The sequence below is a fragment of the Luteimonas sp. gir genome, assembly GCF_037198055.1.
In the GTDB taxonomy this organism is placed as follows: domain Bacteria; phylum Pseudomonadota; class Gammaproteobacteria; order Xanthomonadales; family Xanthomonadaceae; genus Luteimonas; species Luteimonas citri_A.
This window is the reverse complement of sequence record NZ_JBBAXQ010000010.1, coordinates 75,439-94,707: the sequence shown is the minus strand read 5'-3', so window position 1 is coordinate 94,707 and position 19,269 is coordinate 75,439. Positions and strand designations below refer to the sequence as shown.

General features: G+C 69.3%; 10 protein-coding genes. 7 read left to right on the top strand and 3 right to left on the bottom strand.

Features of this window, described 5'->3' with window-relative positions; all coding sequences use genetic code 11:
- Window positions 1–118 precede the first annotated feature (118 nt).
- The 7 genes from smc to WAF18_RS13045 all read left to right on the top strand — a co-directional run bounded on the left by smc (window position 119) and on the right by WAF18_RS13045 (window position 18,051).
- On the top strand, window positions 119–3,631 hold the full coding sequence (smc, locus tag WAF18_RS13075) for a chromosome segregation protein SMC (RefSeq protein ID WP_337245499.1): 3,513 nt from the start codon (window positions 119–121) through the stop codon (window positions 3,629–3,631).
- 13 nt (window positions 3,632–3,644) lie between these two features.
- Window positions 3,645–4,391, top strand: coding sequence for a cell division protein ZipA (zipA, locus tag WAF18_RS13070; RefSeq protein ID WP_337245498.1), 747 nt, complete (start codon window positions 3,645–3,647; stop codon window positions 4,389–4,391).
- A 258-nt stretch (window positions 4,392–4,649) separates the two neighbouring features.
- On the top strand, window positions 4,650–7,154 hold the full coding sequence (ligA, locus tag WAF18_RS13065; RefSeq protein ID WP_337245497.1) for an NAD-dependent DNA ligase LigA: 2,505 nt from the start codon (window positions 4,650–4,652) through the stop codon (window positions 7,152–7,154).
- A 2-nt stretch (window positions 7,155–7,156) separates the two neighbouring features.
- The gene (gene epmA, locus WAF18_RS13060; RefSeq protein WP_337245536.1) at window positions 7,157–8,128 is read left to right on the top strand and encodes an EF-P lysine aminoacylase EpmA; all 972 of its coding nucleotides are present in this window, start codon (window positions 7,157–7,159) and stop codon (window positions 8,126–8,128) included.
- A gap of 701 nt (window positions 8,129–8,829) precedes the next feature.
- A complete protein-coding gene (gene mtnA / locus WAF18_RS13055) occupies window positions 8,830–9,888 on the top strand; it encodes an S-methyl-5-thioribose-1-phosphate isomerase (RefSeq protein WP_337245496.1) in 1,059 nt (352 codons plus the stop codon).
- Window positions 9,889–10,150: 262 nt separating this feature from the next.
- Entirely contained in the window at window positions 10,151–12,877 is a 2,727-nt protein-coding gene (gene gyrA, locus WAF18_RS13050) for a DNA gyrase subunit A (RefSeq protein WP_337245495.1), read from the top strand.
- 314 nt (window positions 12,878–13,191) lie between these two features.
- A complete protein-coding gene (locus WAF18_RS13045; RefSeq protein ID WP_337245535.1) occupies window positions 13,192–18,051 on the top strand; it encodes an alpha-2-macroglobulin in 4,860 nt (1,619 codons plus the stop codon).
- A gap of 42 nt (window positions 18,052–18,093) precedes the next feature.
- On the opposite strand, the gene WAF18_RS13040 is transcribed toward WAF18_RS13045, so the two are convergent.
- From WAF18_RS13040 to WAF18_RS13030, 3 genes are read right to left on the bottom strand one after another with little or no spacing between them, the layout of a single operon-like run.
- Window positions 18,094–18,492 (bottom strand): nuclear transport factor 2 family protein, encoded by a 399-nt coding sequence (locus WAF18_RS13040; RefSeq protein ID WP_337245494.1) that lies wholly within the window; start codon window positions 18,490–18,492, stop codon window positions 18,094–18,096.
- Complete coding sequence (locus WAF18_RS13035; protein WP_337245493.1) at window positions 18,489–18,695, bottom strand: 4-oxalocrotonate tautomerase family protein; 207 nt, start codon at window positions 18,693–18,695, stop codon at window positions 18,489–18,491. The genes WAF18_RS13040 and WAF18_RS13035 overlap by 4 nt, the downstream gene beginning before the upstream one ends.
- Before the next feature lie 12 nt (window positions 18,696–18,707).
- Window positions 18,708–19,262, bottom strand: a complete 555-nt coding sequence (locus tag WAF18_RS13030) for a flavodoxin family protein (protein ID WP_337245492.1) — start codon at window positions 19,260–19,262, stop codon at window positions 18,708–18,710.
- Between the last annotated feature and the right edge of the window lie 7 nt (window positions 19,263–19,269).

The window sequence follows — 19,269 nt, the reverse complement described above, 5'->3', positions numbered from 1 at the left end:
CGCGCGCGGCGCGCGGCCCGCCGTGCGTCAGCATCGCCGGGCCTGCGTGTCGCGTGCGTCCCCGCCGTTCCATGACCCGGCGCCGGCCCGCCGGCGCCACGAGGCCCCCGACGCCCGCATGCGCCTGTCCACGATCAAGCTCGCCGGTTTCAAGTCCTTCGTCGACCCGACCACGCTGCACCTGCCGACGAACATGACCGGCGTCGTCGGGCCGAACGGGTGCGGCAAGTCCAACATCATCGACGCGGTGCGCTGGGTCATGGGCGAGTCCTCGGCCAGCCGCCTGCGTGGCGACTCGCTGACCGATGTGATCTTTGCCGGGTCGACCGCGCGCAAGCCGGTGTCCCAGGCGATGGTCGAGCTGATCTTCGACAACAGCGACCACACCATCAGCGGCGAGTTCGCCGCGTTCAACGAGATCTCGGTCAAGCGCACCGTCAGCCGCGACGGCCAGAGCGGCTACTACCTCAACGGCACCAAGTGCCGCCGCCGCGACATCACCGATCTGTTCCTGGGCACGGGCCTGGGCCCGCGCAGTTACTCGATCATCGAGCAGGGCATGATCAGCCAGGTCATCGACGCCAAGCCCGAGGACCTGCGCATCTATCTCGAGGAAGCGGCCGGTATCTCCAAGTACAAGGAGCGCCGCAAGGAGACCGAGACCCGGATCCGGCATACCCGCGAGAACCTCGAGCGGCTGGGCGACCTGCGCGAGGAGGTCGGCAAGCAGTTGCAGCACCTGGCCCGTCAGGCCCGCCAGGCCGAGCAATACACCGCGATCCAGGCCGAGCGCAGGATCCGTGATGCCGAGTGGAAGGCGCTGGAATGGCGCACGCTCGATTCGCGCCTGCGCGCGTTGCGCGAGGGCCTGGCGCAGGAGGAAACCCGGCTCGAGCAATTGATCGCCGAGCAGCGCGAAGCCGAGCGCGAGCTCGAGACCGGGCGCGAGCGGCGCCACGAGGCGGCCGAGGCGCTCAACCGCGCCCAGGCCGAGAGCTACGAAGTCAGCGGCGCGCTCGCGCGGATCGAACAGCAGATCCAGCACCAGCGCGAACTGTCGGCGCGCCTGCTCAAGGCCCGCGACGAGGCCCAAGCGCAGTTGGCCGAGATCGGCGCGCATATCGATCAAGACCAGTTGCGGCTCGACACCCTGCACGAGCACATCGCCGAGGCCGAGCCGCAGCTGGCGCAACTGCAGGACGAGGACGCAATCCGGCAGGACGCGCTGCGCGATGCCGAGACCGCACTCGCCGACTGGCAGGCCCGTTGGGAGGCGCACAACCGCGAGCAGGGCGAGGCCGCGCGTGCCGGCGATGTGGAACGCACGCGTGTCGACTATCTCGACCGCCAGGCGCTGGAAGCCGGGCGCCGGCGCGAGCAATTGCAGGCCGAGCGCGACGGCCTCGACCTCGATGCGCTGAATGAGGCTTTCGAGGACATCCAGCTCCGCCACGAAGACCAGAAGGCCGCCCTCGACGCGCTGGGCGAGTCGCTGGAGGCGCGCAAGGAGGCGGCGGTCGAACTGCAGGACGCCCAGCGCGTCGCGCAGGAGGAACTGTCGGGCGTGCGCAAGCGCGCGCAGGAAGCCCGCGGCCGACTGGCGTCGCTGGAAACGCTGCAGCATGCGGCGCTCGGCCAGGAGCAGGGCGCGGCGGTCGAGTGGCTGCGCCAGCGCGGGCTCGATTCGGCCGCGCGCGTGGGCGAGCGGCTGCGCGTGGAGGCCGGCTGGGAGTTCGCGGTCGAGAGCGCGCTGGGCCAGCTGATCGAGGGCGTGCTGGTCGATGGCGACGGCGTGCCCGCCGAACTGGTCGACGCGCTCGGCGAACTGGGCGAGAGCCGGCTGGCGCTGGTTGCTGCCGACGAGGCGTCGGCGCAGTTCGCGCCGACCTCGCTCGCGGCCCGGGTGCAGGGCCCGCTGGCGATCCGGCGGCTGCTCGCGCGTCTGCATGTCGCCGACACCCTGGACCAGGCACGCGCGCTGCAGGCCGGGCTGGGCGAGCACGATTCGGTCATCACCCGCAGCGGCGAGCGTTTGGGCGCGGGCTGGGTGCGGGTGTCGCGCTCGGGCGCGGCCAAGCAGGGCGCGCTGCTGCGTGAGCGCGAGATCCAAGCGCTGCGTGAGGAGATCGCCGCGCTGCAGGACCAGGAACACGAGCTGGAGCGCGGGATTGCCAGCGGCCGCGACCGCCTGCTCGCCGCCGAGCAGCAGCGCGAGGAGGCGCAGCGCGCGCTGTACCTGGCCCACCGTGGCGTGTCCGAACTCGCCGGCCAGGTGCAGAGCCAGCAGGGCCGGGTCGAGGCCGCGCGTACCCGCATCGCCCGCATCGATGCCGAGCTCGCGCAGCTCGACGAGACCCTGGCCCAGGCCGCGCAGCAGGCGCGCGAGGCCCGCGCCCGGCTCGAGGATGCGGTCGGCAGCATGGGCGATCTGGAGACCGTGCGCGCCGCGCTCGAAGCCGAGCGTCGCAGCCTGACCGATGCCCGCGACGCCGCCCGCGCGGCGGCGCGCGAATCCCGCGATACCGCGCATGCGCTCGCGCTGACGCTCGAGTCGCAGCGCGCGCAGGTCGCCTCGCTGACCCAGGCGCTGGCGCGCATGGGCGGCCAGCGCGGCCAGCTCGACAACCGCCTGGGCGAACTGTCGGCGCAGCTGGCCGGCGGCGACTCGCCGGTCGAGGCGCTTGAGGACCAGCGCCAGGTCGCGCTGGAGGAACGCGTGCGCACCGAGCAGGCACTGGCGCAGGCGCGCTCGGCGGTCGAAGGCATCGACAACGAACTGCGCACCTACGAGCAAGTCCGCCAGCAGCGCGATGCGCAGGCGCTGACTCAGCGTGAGGCGATCGGCCAGCGCCGGCTCGACCAGCAGGCGCTGGTCATCGCTGCCGACCAACTCGCCGCCCAGGTCGTGGAGGCGGGCTTCGTCGTCGACGACCTGCTCAACGGCCTCGACGATGCGGCCAACGCCAAGGACTGGGAAAAGATGGTCGCCGACTTCGATGCGCGCCTGCGGCGCCTGGAGCCGGTCAACCTGGCGGCGATCGCCGAGCATGCCGAGGCCGCGCAGCGCAAGGAATACCTCGACGCCCAGGACGCCGACCTCACCGCCGCGCTCGAAACGCTGGAGGAGGCGATTCGCAAGATCGACCGCGAAACCCGCGGCCGCTTCAAGGACACCTTCGACCGGGTCAATGCCGGCGTGCAGGCGCTGTATCCGCGCCTGTTCGGCGGTGGTCACGCTTACCTGGAGCTGACCGGCGACGACCTGCTCGACACCGGCGTGGCGATCATGGCCCGACCGCCCGGCAAGCGCGTGTCCAACATCTCGCTGTTGTCGGGCGGCGAGAAGGCGATGACCGCCGTGGCCCTGGTGTTCTCGATCTTCCAGCTCAATCCGGCGCCGTTCTGCTTGCTCGACGAGGTCGACGCGCCGCTCGACGAGGCCAATGTCGGCCGCTTCACCGCGATGGTGCGCGAGATGAGCGAGCAGGTGCAGTTCCTGTTTGTCAGCCACAACAAGGCGACGATGGAAGCCGCATCCCAACTCAGTGGCGTTACCATGCGCGAGCCGGGCGTCAGCCGCCTGGTGTCTGTCGATCTTGCCGAAGCCACGCGACTGGCCGGCGCCGCCTAGGAGAACACCGCCAATGACCGATGAGTGGATGCTGCGTATCGGAATCATCGTCGCCGGCGCGCTGCTGATGGCGGCGATCTGGTACTTCGGGACGCGCCCGCGTGGCGGACAGGGACGGCGCATCGCGCCTGCCGAGGACGCACGACGCGAGCCGACGCTCGGCGCGCAGCTCGAACGCGAACTGGGCGAGGGCGAACCGGCGCAGGCGCCGGGCGACGGCGACGCGGTGCAGGCGGAGATGGATCTGCTCGACCGCACCGTCGGCACGGTCTCGCCCAACAGCGAGCTGGGTAAGCGCAACACCGACGACTTCGACAAGATCGTTACGCTGTACATCGCCGCGCGTGCGGGCAATGTGCTGCGCGGGCCGGACATCGTGGTCGCGGCCGAGAAGACCGGCTTGACCTACGGCCACATGAACGTGTTCCACCGCCTCGTCGACGGTCACCCCGAGCGCGGCCCGATCTTCAGCGTCGCCAACATCCGCAGCCCCGGCAGTTTCGAGATGGCCGAGATCCAGACCCTGGAAACGCCGGCGATCGCCTTCTTCCTGACCCTGCCGGCGCCGGTCCGTGCGCTCGATGCCTGGGATACGATGCTGCCGACCGCCGAGCGCATGGCCGAACTGCTCGACGGCGTGTTGCTCGACGAGCAACGCAACGCGCTGGGCCGGCAGCGCATTGCGGGTCTGCGCGACGAACTGCGCGCCTGGGACCGCGAACGCGACGCGCCGCCGGTGACCCGCAGCCCGCGCTGGTAACCGCGCGCGGATGGCGAGCTTCGGCGCGGTATGTCTACGACGTCGACCATCATCTCGTCGAGTTGCACACAGGGGGCACTGGATGCGCGGCTAAGCACGTATCGGCTGGCGTCCGAGCCGACGCCCTGACGGGGCGGTGATCCATCGATTCGACGGCGCGCAGACCAGCGCCTTCCGCCGTTCACGGGGGAAGGCTTTTCCGTTCAGCGGGGTCGATCGCGACGCGCGCGCTAACCCGGTCGTCCTACAATTCGGGGCATGCCCAAGTCCTCTCCCGCCGAGCGCGTCGCCGAGCTGCGTGCACGCATCGAAGATGCCAACCACCGCTACTACGTGCTCGACGATCCGTCGATCCCGGACGCCGATTACGACGCGTTGATGCGCGAGCTCGAGGCGCTTGAGACGGCGCACCCCGAGCTCGCCAGCGAGGATTCGCCCACGCGCACGGTCGGTGCGCGCCCCGATGGCGGCTTTCCCGAGGTCCAGCACGCGATCCCGATGCTGTCGCTGGCCAACGCGTTCGAGACCGCAGGCGTGCCCGACGACGCCGACGACCGCACGCGGTTTTCCGAGGTTGCCGACTTCGAGCGTCGGATCGAGCAGAAGCTCGACATCGCAGCCCCCATGTTCTCGGTCGAGCCCAAGCTCGACGGCCTGGCAATCAGCCTGCGCTACGAGAACGGCGTGTTCGTGCAGGGCGCGACGCGCGGCGACGGCACCACGGGCGAGAACGTCACCGCGAACCTGCGCCAGGTGCGCGCGGTGCCGCTCCGGCTCCGCCTCGACGGCGCGCCTGCGCCGGCGGTGCTGGAGGTGCGCGGCGAGATCTACATGCCGCGCAAGGCGTTCGCCGACTGGAATGCGAAGGCGCTGGACAACAACGAGAAGCTGCTGGCCAATCCCCGCAACGGCGCGGCCGGCTCGCTGCGCCAGCTCGACCCGGCGGTCACACGTCGCCGGCCGCTGGCGTTCTTCGCCTATTCGGTCGGCGAGGTCCGCGGCATGGAACTGCCTGAGACCCATTCGCAGACCCTGGCGTTGCTGCGCGGATTCGGATTTCCGGTCGCGCCCGAGGTCGACACCGCCACCGGCTTCGAAGGCCTGATCGGCTATTTCCGCCGCATCGGGGCACAGCGCGACGCGCTGCCGTACGACATCGACGGGGTGGTCTACAAGCTCGACGACTACGACCAGCAACGCGCGATGGGGTTCGTGTCGCGCTCGCCGCGCTGGGCGCTGGCGCACAAGTTCCCGGCCCAGGAGCAGTCGACGGTGCTGCGCGCGATCGAGGTGCAGATCGGCCGGACCGGTGCGGTCACGCCGGTCGCACGACTCGAGCCGGTCCAGGTCGCCGGGGTCACGGTGACCAACGCCACGCTGCACAACGCCGACCAGATCGCGCGGCTCGACGCGCGCGAGGGCGACACGGTGATCGTGCGCCGCGCCGGCGACGTGATCCCCGAGATCGTGCGCGTGATCGAAGACCGGCGCCCCGCCGATGCGCTGCCCTGGACGATGCCGGCCGCGTGTCCGGTCTGCGGCTCCGACCTGGTGCGCGAGGAGGGCGCGATCGCCTGGCGTTGCAGCGGCGGGCTCACGTGTCCGGCGCAGCGCAAGGAGGCCGTGCGGCACTTCGCTTCGCGTCGCGCGCTCGACATCGAGGGCCTGGGCGACAAGCAGGCCGAAGCCCTGGTCGAGTTCGGTTTCGTGCATTCGCCGGCCGATCTGTACGCGCTGACCGTCGCCGACCTGGTGCGGATGAAGACCGCCCTCGACGCCGCGACCGCCGCCGACGTCCAGCAGGCGATCGCCGACAGCAAGGGGGGGCTGGTGCTCGATGCCGAAGGTGCGGCCGTTCTGGCGGAGGAGGCGCCGGTCTGGAAGGACGCCGCGTTCCTGCGCGCGCACCTGACCGTCGAGACCGGCGGCAAACTCGCCACCAAGTGGGCCGAGAACCTCGTTGCGGGCATCGACGCCAGCCGCCACACCACACTGGCGCGCTTCCTGTTCGCGCTCGGCATCCCGCACCTGGGCGAAACGACGGCCAAGTCGTTGGCGCAATGGCTGGGCACGCTCGAGTTCATCCGCAGCACGCCCGCGGTGCTGCTGCAGGCGCTGCCGGATATCGGTGGCGAGGTGGCGCGCTCGATCGCGACGTTCTTCGAGCAACCCGGCAATGTCGCAGTGGTCGATGCGCTGCTCGCGGCCGGGGTGCGCTTCTCCGATGAGACGGCGCCGTCGGCCGAGCTGCGCGATCGGCTGGATCTGACGCATCTGCTGACGACGTTGCCGGTCGACAAGCTCGGCGGCAAGAGCGCCGAGCGCCTGGCGCAGACCTACGGCACGCTCGCGGCCTTGCTGCGTGCGAACGAGAGCGGCTGGGTCGGCGCTGGCGCGTCTAGCGCGGGCGCGGCGAATCTCGCGGCGTACCTGGCCGACGACCGTGCGCGCCAAGCGCTCATCGACGCCGACGCGGCCATGCAACGCCTGCTCGCCGCAGCCCCCGCACGTGCTGTGCGCAGCAGCGGCCCGCTCGACGGCAAGAGCGTGGTGCTGACGGGCACGCTGGCGTCGATGACCCGCGATGAGGCCGGCGAGAAGCTCGAAGCGCTGGGCGCGAAGATCGTCGGCAGCGTGTCAAAGAAGACGTCGCTGGTGGTGGCCGGCGAAGCCGCAGGCTCCAAGCTCGACAAGGCCCAGGCACTGGGCGTGGAGATCTGGGACGAGGCCGCGCTGCTGGCCTTCCTCGAGGCGCAGGCGTGAGCGTGCCGAGCGGGCCGAGTGCATCCTTCGCGGCGCTGCGCCTGCGCGCGCGGCTCAATGCCGTGTTGCGCGGCTTCTTCGCCGAGCGCGACGTGGTCGAGGTCGAGACGCCGGTGCTCTCGCGCGCCGGCAATACCGATCCCAACGTCGCCAGCTTCGCCACACGCTTCGGCGGCCACATCGATGCCGGGCCGCCGCTGCGCTGGATGCGCACATCGCCGGAGTTCCCGCTCAAGCGGCTGCTCGCGGCGGGGTTTGGGGACTGCTACGAACTGGGCCGGGTGTTCCGCGACGGCGAGGCGGGCGGGCGCCACAACCCCGAGTTCACGATGCTCGAGTGGTACCGCGTCGGCTGGGACCATCGTCGCCTCGCCGCCGAGACCGTCGCGCTGGTGCAGGCCGCGCTGGCATTGGTCGGGCGTCGGGTGGACGTCGTGGAGACCGACTACCGCACGCTGTACTACGAGCAGTTGGGCATCGACCCGATGACGGCGCCCGAGGCGGCGCTGCGGGCCGCGCTGGGCGATGTGCGGATCGATCCAGACGGCCTGGGTCGCGACGACTGGCTCGACCTGCTGATGACCCATCGTCTGCAACCGGCCAACCCCGCCGACCGCATCCTCGTCGTGCACGACTATCCGGCCTCGCAATGCATGCTCGCGCGGATTGCCTCGCGTGACGGTGTGCCGGTGGCCGAGCGTTTCGAGCTGTACCTGGGGCCGCTGGAGCTGGCCAATGGCTATCACGAACTGGCCGACGGCGCCGAGCAGCGGGCACGCTTCGAGCGCGACCACGCGGTGCGCACCGCACGCGGCGCGGCACTGCCGGCGATCGACGAGGCGCTACTCGATGCGCTTGATGCCGGTTTCCCCGACTGCGCCGGGGTCGCGTTGGGTGTGGATCGGTTGATGATGGCGATGCTGGAGACGTCGCGGATCGCGGAGGTGATCGCGTTCGATTTTGCGAGGGCGTAGCCCTTCGCTTTGCCGGTGCTCTGCTGTTGCCTTTGCTGTGGCTTTTCCATCGAGCCGTAAAGCGAGCCGAGCACCGGAGCCTGGCGCGGCCGAAGAGCAGCCCTTGTCTGAGCGCAGCGAGTTTGGGCTGCGTGCCGCGCCAGGCGAGGCGCGAAGGGCACCGCCGCGGCTTCATGCGGCGGATCGCGTCCGGCGACGGCGGTTTTGCTTACTTTTGCCAAGACAAAAGTAAGCCGCGCGCGTCGCGCGCGGAAGCTGTGGACTTGATCTTGCTTCCTGCCTTTTCTGAAATAGGCGAAGCTCAAGTCAATGCCAAGGCAGGTGCACGGCTTTCGCCCGCTGCGCGGGCGAGTTTCTTTTGGAGGGACCCAAAAGAAACCAAAAGGTCCTTTCGCCGGACGCGATCCGCCGCGATACAGCCGCGGCGGTCCCCTGTGCTTCTCGGACGACGGGGCACGCAGCCCAAACTCGCTGCGCTCAGACAAGGGCTGCTCTTCGACCCCGTCGTCCTGCGATGCTCGGCTCGCTTTACGGCTCGATACATCAAAAGCTCAAAGCCAAAGCCAAAGCCAGAGCCAGAGCCAGAGCCAGAGCCAGAGCCGAACCAGAGCGCTGACGTCTGGCGAGGCGGGCAGGGGCAAGCGAACCGCTCCCCGAGCCTGCCCAACGGCAATCCAACACCCTCGAACTACAATGGCGCCATGAACGCATCCCCCCTCGATTTCGACCGCTACGACCACATCCGCCCGATCCTGTGGACCGGCGACACGCTCGAACTGCTCGACCAGCGCAAATTGCCGTTCGTGGTCGAGCATGCGACCTGCACGACCAGCGACGAGGTCGCCCAGGCGATCCATGCGCTGACCGTGCGCGGCGCGCCGGCGATCGGGATCGCTGCGGCCTGGGGCGCAGTGCTGGGCACACGCGATATCGAAGCCGACGATGGCACGGCTGCATTGGCCAAGCTCGAGCCGGCGCTCCAGCGCCTGAATGCCGCGCGTCCGACCGCGGTGAACCTGGCCTGGGCCTTGGCGCGCATGCGCCGGGTGCTGGCGACCGCGGGCCGCGACTGGCGCGAGGTGCTGGCGCGCGAGGCGCAGGCGATCGCCGACGAGGATCTCGCCGCGAACCGGCACATGGGCGCGCTCGGCGCGGCGCTGATCGCACCAGGCAGCGGGGTGCTGACCCATTGCAACACCGGCTCGCTGGCGACCGCCGGCTTCGGCACCGCGCTGGGCGTGATTCGCGCCGGCATGGCGCAGGGCCGCATCGCCAAGGTCTTCGCCGGGGAAACACGGCCCTGGCTGCAGGGCGCACGGCTGACGGTGTGGGAACTGCAGCAGGATGGCATCGACGCGACCCTGATCGCCGACTCGGCTGCGTCGCACCTGATGAAGGGCGGCTTCGTGCAATGGGTGGTCGTCGGTGCCGATCGCATCTGCGCCAACGGCGACACCGCCAACAAGATCGGCACCTACCAGCTGGCGATCGCCGCCCGCCACCACGGCGTGAAGTTCATGGTCGTCGCGCCGTCCTCGACCGTCGACATGGACACGCCGTCGGGCGAGATGATCGAGATCGAGCAGCGCGATCCGGGCGAGCTGTTCGGTGTGGGCGGCAGTCGCACGGTCGCTGACGGCATCCAGGCCTGGAATCCGGTGTTCGATGTGACGCCAGGCGCGCTGATCGACGCGATCGTGACCGAGCGCGGCGTGGTCGAACGCCCCACGACCGAGGCGATGCGCGCCCTGTTTGGCTGAGGTCGGCCCGCCTGCGAGATCGGAGGTGATGGTGCCCGATCGTGCGGCCGGCTGGCCGGAAAGCGGGGCAGGGCCCGGAAATGCCGCATCGTATCGCGCCAAGTGCTTGTTTTTACGTCGGAAACCCTGGGGCGGGCATGACGTTTGTGCTATGATTTCCTGTCGTTTTGATCGCGTCGCCGGCGGCCGGTACGCGCAGTGTCGGCGCCTTGCGCCGATGCCGAAAAAACCGGGCCGCGCAGACAGGATGCAAGCCCTCTAGATGGTCGATTCCGCGAAAGAAATCATTCCCGTCAATCTCGAAGACGAGATGCGCCGCAGTTACCTCGATTACGCGATGAGCGTGATCGTGGGCCGCGCGCTCCCCGACGTCCGCGACGGCCTCAAGCCGGTTCACCGCCGCGTGCTGTTCGCGATGAACGAGCTTGGCGCGCATAGCAACAAGCCCTACTACAAGTCGGCGCGTATCGTCGGTGACGTCATCGGTAAGTACCACCCGCACGGCGACCAGTCGGTCTACGACACGCTGGTGCGCATGGCCCAGCCGTTCTCGCTGCGCTACCTGCTGGTCGACGGGCAGGGCAACTTCGGTTCGGTCGACGGCGACTCGGCGGCGGCGATGCGTTACACCGAGGCGCGCATGTCGCGCCTGACGCACGAGCTGATGGCCGACATCGACAAGGAAACGGTCGATTTCCAGCCCAACTACGACGAGAAGGAACTCGAGCCGTCGGTGATGCCGACGCGCTTCCCGAACCTGCTGGTCAACGGCTCGGCCGGTATCGCGGTCGGCATGGCGACCAATATCCCGCCGCACAACCTGGGTGAGGTCGTCGACGCGCTGATCGCGTTGATCGACAACCCCGAGATCGACATCGACGGGTTGATGGAATACATCCCCGGTCCCGATTTCCCGACCGCGGGCATCATCAACGGCGTGGGCGGCATCCACCTGGCCTACCGCACAGGTCGCGGCCGCGTGCGCATGCGCGCCAAGGCGGAGGTCGAAGTGGCCGACAACGGCCGCGAGTCGATCATCGTCACCGAGATTCCCTACCAGGTGAACAAGGCGCGGCTGATCGAGAAGATCGCCGAGCTGGTCAAGGAAAAGAAGCTCGAAGGCATCAGCGAACTGCGCGATGAGTCCGACAAGGACGGCATGCGCATCTACATCGAGGTCAAGCGCGGCGAGTCGGCCGAGGTCGTGCTCAACAACCTCTACTCGCAGACGCAGATGGAATCGGTGTTCGGCATCAACATGGTGGCGCTGGTCGACGGCCGCCCGCAGCTGCTGAACCTGCGCCAGATCCTCGAGGCGTTCGTCCGCCACCGCCGCGAGGTGGTCACCCGCCGGACGATCTTCGAGCTGCGTCGCGCCCGCAACCGCGCGCACATCCTCGAAGGCCTGACGGTCGCGCTGGCCAACATCGACGAGATGATCGAGCTGATCAAGACCTCGGAGAATCCCAACGTCGCCCGCGAGCGGATGCTCGGCAGGCGCTGGGACGCCGGGCTGGTCGGCGCACTGCTGGCCGCCAGTGGTGCCGAGGCCTCGCGCCCCGAGGATCTGCCCGACGGCGTGGGCCTGATCGACGGCAGCTACCAGCTGACCGAGGCCCAGGCGCAGCAGATCCTGGAGATGCGCCTGCACCGCCTGACCGGGCTGGAGCAGGACCGCCTGACCGACGAGTACAAGCAACTGCTGGAGACCATCCGCGGCCTGATCGAGATCCTCGAAGATCCCGACGTGCTGCTGGAAGTGATCCGCACCGAACTGCGCAACGTCAAGGCCGAGTTCGGCGACGAACGCCGCAGCGAGATCCGCGCCAGCGAAGAGGATCTGGACATCCTCGACCTGATCGCACCCGAGGACGTGGTGGTCACGCTGTCGCATGCCGGCTACGCCAAGCGCCAGCCGGTCAGCGCCTATCGCGCGCAGAAGCGCGGCGGCCGCGGCCGCAACGCGGCGTCGACCAAGGACGAGGATTTCATCGAACAGCTGTGGCTGGTCAACACCCACGACACACTGCTGACCTTCACCAGTGCCGGCCGCGTGTTCTGGCTGCCGGTGCACCAGCTGCCCGACGCCGGCCCGAATGCGCGCGGCCGTCCGATCATCAACTGGATTCCGCTCGAGGCCGACGAAAAGGTGCAGGCCGTGGTGCCGGTGCGCGAGTACGTCGAGGGCCAGTATGTGTTCTTCGCCACCCGCAGCGGCACGGTCAAGAAGACCCCGCTGACCGAGTTCGCCTATCGGCTGGCGCGCGGCAAGATCGCGATCCGTCTCGACGAGGGCGATGCGCTGATCGGTGTCGCGCTGACCGATGGCGACCGCGATGTGCTGCTGTTCGCCTCTAATGGCAAGACGGTGCGCTTCAGCGAGAACCGTGTGCGTTCGATGGGCCGGACCGCCGGTGGCGTGCGCGGTATTCGACTCGATGCCGGCGAGCACGTCGTGAGTCTGATCGTCGCCGAGAGCGCGGGCGGGATCGAGGACGAGACCTTCGAGGAGACGGTCGAGGACGCGGCGCCCGAGGCGAGCGCTGAGAGCAACGGCGAGGCCGTGGTGGTCGAAACCGGCGCGGGCGAGGACATCGGCTACATCCTCACCGCGACCGAGAACGGCTACGGCAAGCGCACGCCGCTGTCGGAGTACCCGTGCAAGGGCCGCGGCACGCGCGGCGTGATCGGCATCCAGACCACCGAGCGCAATGGTCGCCTGGTCGGCGCGGTGCTGCTGCGCAATGCCGACGAGGTGCTGCTGATCTCCAACGGCGGCACCCTGGTGCGGACCCGCGCCTCGGAGATCGCCCGGGTCGGCCGCAACACCCAGGGCGTGACCCTGATGCGCCTGTCCAAGGACGAGCGCCTGCAGGGCATCGAGCGCGTCGACGGCGCGATCGAAGACGAAACCGTCGACCCGATCGCACCGCCGCCGGCGGGCGACGCCCCGGCCAGCGCCGTGGATGTCCCGAGCCCCGATGCCTGACGCCGCTTAAAATCCGGATCCAAAACCGGGGTCAGAGTGCCTTTTCCAAGGAAAAGACACTCTGACCCCTTCGCTTTTTGGGCGCCTTGCCTGTTGGCCCCGTCGCTTTTGGGCGCCGTCACTTCGATTCTGACCTTTCGCATTCCTGCCGCATTGGGGAAATGCACTCTGACCCCGGTTTTGAAAAGTGCGCGTTGAGGGCTTGGCGTTCCTATACTGCGCCGGTTGCCAGGCGGGGAATTGGGATGTCGATCAGAGGGTGGGGGCGCGTTGGAGCCCGTTGCGGCGCGGTGCTGGTGCTCGTACTGGCGGTCATGTTCGTGGCCGGCTGCCGGCGTGATGCCGGCGGTCAGGTGCCCACCGCGGGCGGCGAGGCGATCCGCACCGAGCGCGCGCAGGTCGAGGGCTTCGGCCTGGTACGGGCATTTCCCGACCAGCATGATGGTGCGCTGTCGCTGGCCCTCGAGTTCTCGCAGCCGCTGGTCGGCACGCAGGATTTCGATGCGCTGGTGACCCTGGCCGACAATGCCGGTCGTGACGGCAGCTGGACGCTCGACGACGACGGCAAGGTGCTGCGTTTCCCGCATGTCGAGGCCAACCGCGACTACACGGTGCGCATTTCCGGCAAGCTGACCGCAGCCGACGGCGACACGCTGGGCCAGGATCTCGAGCGCAAGGTGTTCACCGGCGAGCTCGATCCGGTTGTCGGCTTCGCCTCGCAGGGCAGCGTGCTGCCGGCGAAGGAATCGCGCGGCCTGCCGATCGTCTCGATCAATGTCGACGAAGTCGATGTAGAGTTCCTGCGCGTTGACGACGCCTCGTTGCCTGCGTTCTTCACTCAGTACCAGCGCGGCGGCCGGCGCGGCAGCTGGGATCTCGACGACCACTACGGCTACAGCGGCCGCATGCCGCTGTCGCAATTGGCCAAGCCGGTGTACGTCAACCGGTTTTCGATCGACGGCGCGCGCAACGAGCGCGTGCTGACCTATCTGCCGCTGCAGGGCATCAAGGAACTGCAGCAGCCCGGGCTGTACTTTGCGGTGATGAAGCGCACCGGCGCGTTCACCGACCAGTTCGAGACCGCGTTCTTCACCGTCAGCGACATCGGCCTGCACGCGCGCGCCTACCGCGAGCGGATGTTCGTGCATACGGCGTCGCTGCAGGACGGCGCGCCGATCGGCAATGCCGAGCTCAAGGTGCTCGACGGCAAGGGCGAGACGGTCTTCCGCGCCAAGACCGACGCGCGCGGCAATGCGATGCTCGACTACACGCTCGATGCGGCGCACGTGCTGGTCGCCACGCGGGGCGGCGATGTGTCGATGCTGCCGTTCAACCAGCCGGCGCTGGACCTATCGGAGTTCGCGGTCGGCGGCCGCGAGCAGGCCTGGTTCGATGTGTTCGCCTGGTCGGGACGCGATCTTTACCGCCCCGGAGAGACAGTCCGCGTTTCGGCGCTGCTGCGCGACCAGGATGGACGTCCGGTGCAGGCGAAGGACGGCCGTGCGCAGACGTTGTTTGCGCGCCTGCGCCAGCCCGACGGCAAGACCTTCCTCGAACGCCGCATCGAGCCGGGCGAGGGCGGCTACGTCCGGTTCGAGCAGGAGATCCCGGTCGACGCGCCGACCGGCAGCTGGCGCGTGGAGTTCCGCACCGATCCGGCGAGCCGCGAGGCGGTGCAGGGCATGACCTTGCGGATCGAGGAGTTCCTGCCCGAGCGGATGAAGCTCGACCTCGACGCCGCGCAGGCGACGCTGCGCCCGGGGCAGCCGCTGCGGCTGCAGGCGACCGGGGCCTATCTTTATGGTGCGCCGGCGGCGGGCAATCGCTTCACCGCGCGCCTCGCGGTGGCCGTCGAGCGCACACCGGTCGAGGGGCTGCCGGGCTTCGTCTTCGGCGACCCGACTGTGGATCTGCCGCGCGAGGCCAAGGATGTCGTCGATGAGGCGCTCGATGCGCAGGGTCGCCTGCAGGCCGATATCGCGCTGCCCGACGAGGCCAGACCGGTCACGCCGATCGCGGCGATCGTCTCCGGCAGCCTGTTCGAAACCGGCGGGCGCAGCGTCAATCGCACACTCAAGCGGGTGCTGTGGCCAGCCGACGCCCTGGTCGGGGTGCGCCCGCTGTTCGACCCCGACGACGGCGCCGATGCCAATGGCACGGCACGCTTCGAGCTGGTGCGTGTGGGTCAGGACGGCAAGCCGCGGCCGCTGCAGGGCCTGAAGGTGTCGCTGGTGCGCGAGCATCGCGACTACCACTGGCGCAACGACAACGATGGCTGGCGCTACGAGTACACGCAGCGCTTCGAGACGGTGGACACGCGCAGCGTCGATGCCGGCACTGCCGCCGCACGCTTCGATGTGCCGGTGGAGTGGGGCGAGTACCGCATCGATGTCGAGGACCCGCAGACCAAGCTGGTCTCGCGCTATCCCTTCCGTGCCGGCTGGGGCTGGGACGACGACAACCGCGGGCTCGACGCGCGGCCCGACAAGGTCAAGGTCGCGCTGGACAAGACCGGCTATCGCGCCGGCGACACGATGCGCGTCACGGTCACGCCGCCGCATCCGGGCAAGGGCCTGCTGATGGTCGAAAGCGACCGCATGCTCTATCTGCACGAGATCGATGCCAAGCCGGGCAGCACGTTCGAGATCCCGGTCACCGAGGAGTGGGAACGTCACGACGTCTACGTCACCGCGCTGGTGTTTCGCGGTGGCAGTGCCGCGAGTGCGGTCACGCCGGCGCGTGCGGTCGGCATCGCGCATGTGCCGATGCAGCGGCGCGATCGCCGGGTCGCGGTCGGGCTGCGGGCGCCGGAGCAGGTCCGCCCCGAGGGCCCGATGCAGGTCACCGTGAGCGCACCGCAACTGGCCGGCCAGTCGGCCTGGGTCACGGTCTCGGCGGTCGATGTGGGCATCCTCAACATCACCCGTTTCCCGGTGCCCGATGCCTGGCGACATTTCTTCGCGCAGCGCCGGTTCGGCGTCGATGCCTACGATCTCTATGGGCGGATCATCGAAAGCTACGAGGGCGGCACGGCGAAGCTGCGCTTCGGCGGCGACGCGCCACTGGCCTCGCTGCCGCAGGCGCGTCGCCCCACCGCACGCGTGCAGACCGCCGATCTGTTCGCAGGCCCGGTGAAGCTCGACGCTCGCGGCAATGCGCGCGTGCCGCTGCAACTGCCCGACTTCAACGGCACGCTGCGGGTCTCGGCGCTGGTGTTCTCGGCCGACCGCTACGGCAGTCGCGATGTCGAGACCCTGGTGCGCGCGCCGGTCGTTGCCGAGGCCAGCATGCCGCGGGTGCTCGCGCCTGGCGACCGCAGCACGGTGACCCTGGACCTGACCAATTTCAGTGGGCGGGCAGGCGAGTTCGACGTCCGCGTCGACGGCGTCGGGCCGCTGGCGATCGGCGAGGGCAGTCGCCGGGTGTCGCTGGCCGCTGGCGACAAGACCACGCTGCGCTTCCCGCTGACCGCGCAGTCCGGCTATACCGTCGCCAAGGTCCGCGTGCGCGTCGACGGCAACGGCCACCGCGTCGATCGCAGCTACGACCTGCCGGTGCGGCCGGCGTGGCCGGCGGTGTTGCACTCGAGCACGCGGGTGCTCGACGGCACCACGCCACTGACCCTCGACACCGGCGCCATGTCCGGGCTGATGCCCGGCTCGGTCACGGCGCGGGTCTCGGTCAGCGCGCTGCCGCCGATTCCATTCGCCGCCGCGATCGACGGTGCGTTGCACTATCCCTATGGCTGCGCCGAGCAGACCACCAGTCGCGGTTACGCGGCGCTGCAACTCGACGATGCGACCGTCTCGATGCTGGGCATCCGCGACATCGACGCCGGCAAGCGGCGCCGGGTGGTCGAGGCCGCGTTCGGCCGGCTGGCGGCGATGCAGGTCGGCAACGGGCACTTCTCGATGTGGGGCGGCGACGGCGACGTCAATCCGATGCTCACGCCGTACATCGTCGAGTTCCTGCTCGATGCGCGTGACGCCGGTTTCGCGGTGCCGGAAGGCGTGCTGCAGAAGGCGCTCGAGCGCTTGTCCGAGGACCTGTTGTCGGGCGGCGACGGCTTCTACGGCAAGAACGAGCGTGACCACCTGCGTTTCGCCTATCAGGCCTACGCCGGCTACGTGCTCGCGCGGGTCAACCGTGCGCCGCTGGGCACGCTGCGCGGGCTCTATGACAACGAGCGCGCGAAGGCACGGACCGGCCTGCCGCTGGTGCATCTGGGCCTGGCGCTGTCGCTGCAGGGCGATAAGGCCCGCGGCGAGCGTGCGATCGAGGCCGGGTTCGCGTTCAAGGGTGACCGGCCGAGTTATCTGTGGGACTACGGCTCGCCGTTGCGCGATGCCTCGCTGATGATCGCGCTGACCCATGAGCGCGACGTGGCCAAGGCCACGTACGACGCCCGTGCGGTCGACATCGGTCGTGAGATCGACGCCCGTCGGCAGCGCAGTTGGATGTACCTGAGTACCCAGGAGCAGATTGCGATCGCGCGCCTGGGCCGGGCCCTGATGGCCGACCAGAGCCGTCGGGTGTCGGGCACGCTGCAAGAGGGCGAGGTCGAAGAGGCGATCGCCCCGGCGGCGATCATCGGACGTGCCTTCGACGAGGCCGGGCTGCGTCGCGGGGTGCGATTGGTGCCCAAGGGCGAACCACCGATGTACGCCAGCATCGACGTCGCCGGTGTGCCGCTGCAGGCGCCGGCCGCCGATGCCAGTGCGCTCAAGGTCGAGCGCAAGCTCTACGGCACCGACGGCCAGCCGTGGACGCCGCGTCCGCTGGCCGAGGGCGAAGCGCTGATCGTCGCGGTGTCGGTGGTCGCCGACCGCGACATGCCCGATGCGCTATTGACCGACCTGCTGCCGGCGGGCCTGGAGGTGGAAAACTTCAACCTGGGCGATGGCAAGCAGTGGGCCGATGTCGTGGTCGACGGCATCCGGATCACCGAACGCGGCAGCCAGGCGACGGTGCAGCACGAGGAGTACCGCGACGACCGCTTCGTCGCCGCGCTCAAGCTCGACAGCGGCCGTACCGCGCGGGTGTTCTACCTGGTCCGCGCGGTCAGCCCCGGCACCTACACCGTGCCGCCGCCGCTGGTCGAGGACATGTACCGGCCGCAGCTGCGCGGCGTCGGTCGATCGGTCCCCGAGCAGATCACGGTGATCGAGCCGTGATCCTTGCCCGCGCCGCGATGGCATCGCGGCGCGGGGCCAGCATCATGTCGCGCCCATCGGCTGATGGTGGAACACCTTGCTCACGATCCGCCACTGCCCGTCGAGTTTCACCAGGGTGAGGAGATCGATGAAGGCCTTCGGCGGTATCGAGCACGTCACCTTGGCCAATGCCGTCACCGGGCCGGCCAGTTCCAGCGAGACGATGCGGTCGGTGCGTGCATGGCCCTGGCTGGCAGGCGAGGGGCGCGCGGCGACGATGGGAAAGTACTGCGTCATGTCCAGGTGTAGCAGGTGGCCGTCGCTGGCGCTGAAGTAGTGCGCCTGGGGGTGGAACACCTGCGCGAGCAGCGACACGTCGCTGTGGTGCAGGCCGTCGAAGTAGCGCGCCAGGGCGTCGGCGACGGCCTCCGCTTCGCGTGCGAACGCGATGCCGGCGCTCATGTCCGGCGCTCCGCACGAAGGGCCGTGACCGGCCGGCCATGCACGCCCCAATTGTCGAGCTCGACCTCGTCGATGATCACGTGGGTGAGGGCGGGGTCCTTGGCCAGCACGCGCTGCAGCAGTTCGGTCACGCCTGCGATCAATGCCGCCTTCTGGGGGGCAGTGGTGCCTTCGCGGGTGATCCGGATGTGGACGTAGGGCATGATGGACTCCTGTCAGTGCCGACGCCGCGCGACCGCGCGCACGCGCTCGCCGAACAGCCGTGCGGTCTCCAGGTCGCCTGCCGTCATGCCCTCGTGCGACACGTCCGCGGGCGTGGCCGCCATCAGGCCGCTGAACGCTGCGAGATAGTTCACATCGTCGCGTCCGGAGCTGCGGACGTTTGCCGGCATCAGGCCGGTGCCGGTCCAGACCATGCCGTGCTGCTGGGAGAAGGTGAACAGCGCCCCCAGGGTCGCGAGCTTGTCGCCATTGATGCCCGCCGAGTGGGTGAATCCCGCGGCCAGCTTGTCGCGCCAGCGCTGCGCCGTCCACAGCGTGGCGGTGGCGTCCTGGAAGCGCTTGAACTGCCAACTCACATTGCCCATGCAGGTCGGTGACCCGAAGATCAGGACGTCGGACGCATCCAGGCGCGCCCAGTCCTCGGCCGAGAGTTGGCCTTGCGCGTCGATCTCGACGAGGGCGGTGTCCGATGCGGCCGCAATGGCCAGTGCCAGGCGGCGGGTGTGACCGTGGCTGCTGTGGAAGACGATGCTCGTACGGGGGGACATGCGGTGC

What these genes read in the sequence shown, in the direction of transcription:
- smc (WP_337245499.1), top strand. Translation starts at nt 119, where the DNA reads ATGCGCCTGTCCACGATCAAGCTCGCCGGTTTCAAGTCCTTCGTCGAC.
- zipA (WP_337245498.1), top strand. Translation starts at nt 3,645, where the DNA reads ATGACCGATGAGTGGATGCTGCGTATCGGAATCATCGTCGCCGGCGCG.
- ligA (WP_337245497.1), top strand. Translation starts at nt 4,650, where the DNA reads ATGCCCAAGTCCTCTCCCGCCGAGCGCGTCGCCGAGCTGCGTGCACGC.
- mtnA (WP_337245496.1), top strand. Translation starts at nt 8,830, where the DNA reads ATGAACGCATCCCCCCTCGATTTCGACCGCTACGACCACATCCGCCCG.
- gyrA (WP_337245495.1), top strand. Translation starts at nt 10,151, where the DNA reads ATGGTCGATTCCGCGAAAGAAATCATTCCCGTCAATCTCGAAGACGAG.
- WAF18_RS13045 (WP_337245535.1), top strand. Translation starts at nt 13,192, where the DNA reads ATGTTCGTGGCCGGCTGCCGGCGTGATGCCGGCGGTCAGGTGCCCACC.
- WAF18_RS13040 (WP_337245494.1), bottom strand. Translation starts at nt 18,492, where the DNA reads ATGAGCGCCGGCATCGCGTTCGCACGCGAAGCGGAGGCCGTCGCCGAC.
- WAF18_RS13035 (WP_337245493.1), bottom strand. Translation starts at nt 18,695, where the DNA reads ATGCCCTACGTCCACATCCGGATCACCCGCGAAGGCACCACTGCCCCC.
- WAF18_RS13030 (WP_337245492.1), bottom strand. Translation starts at nt 19,262, where the DNA reads ATGTCCCCCCGTACGAGCATCGTCTTCCACAGCAGCCACGGTCACACC.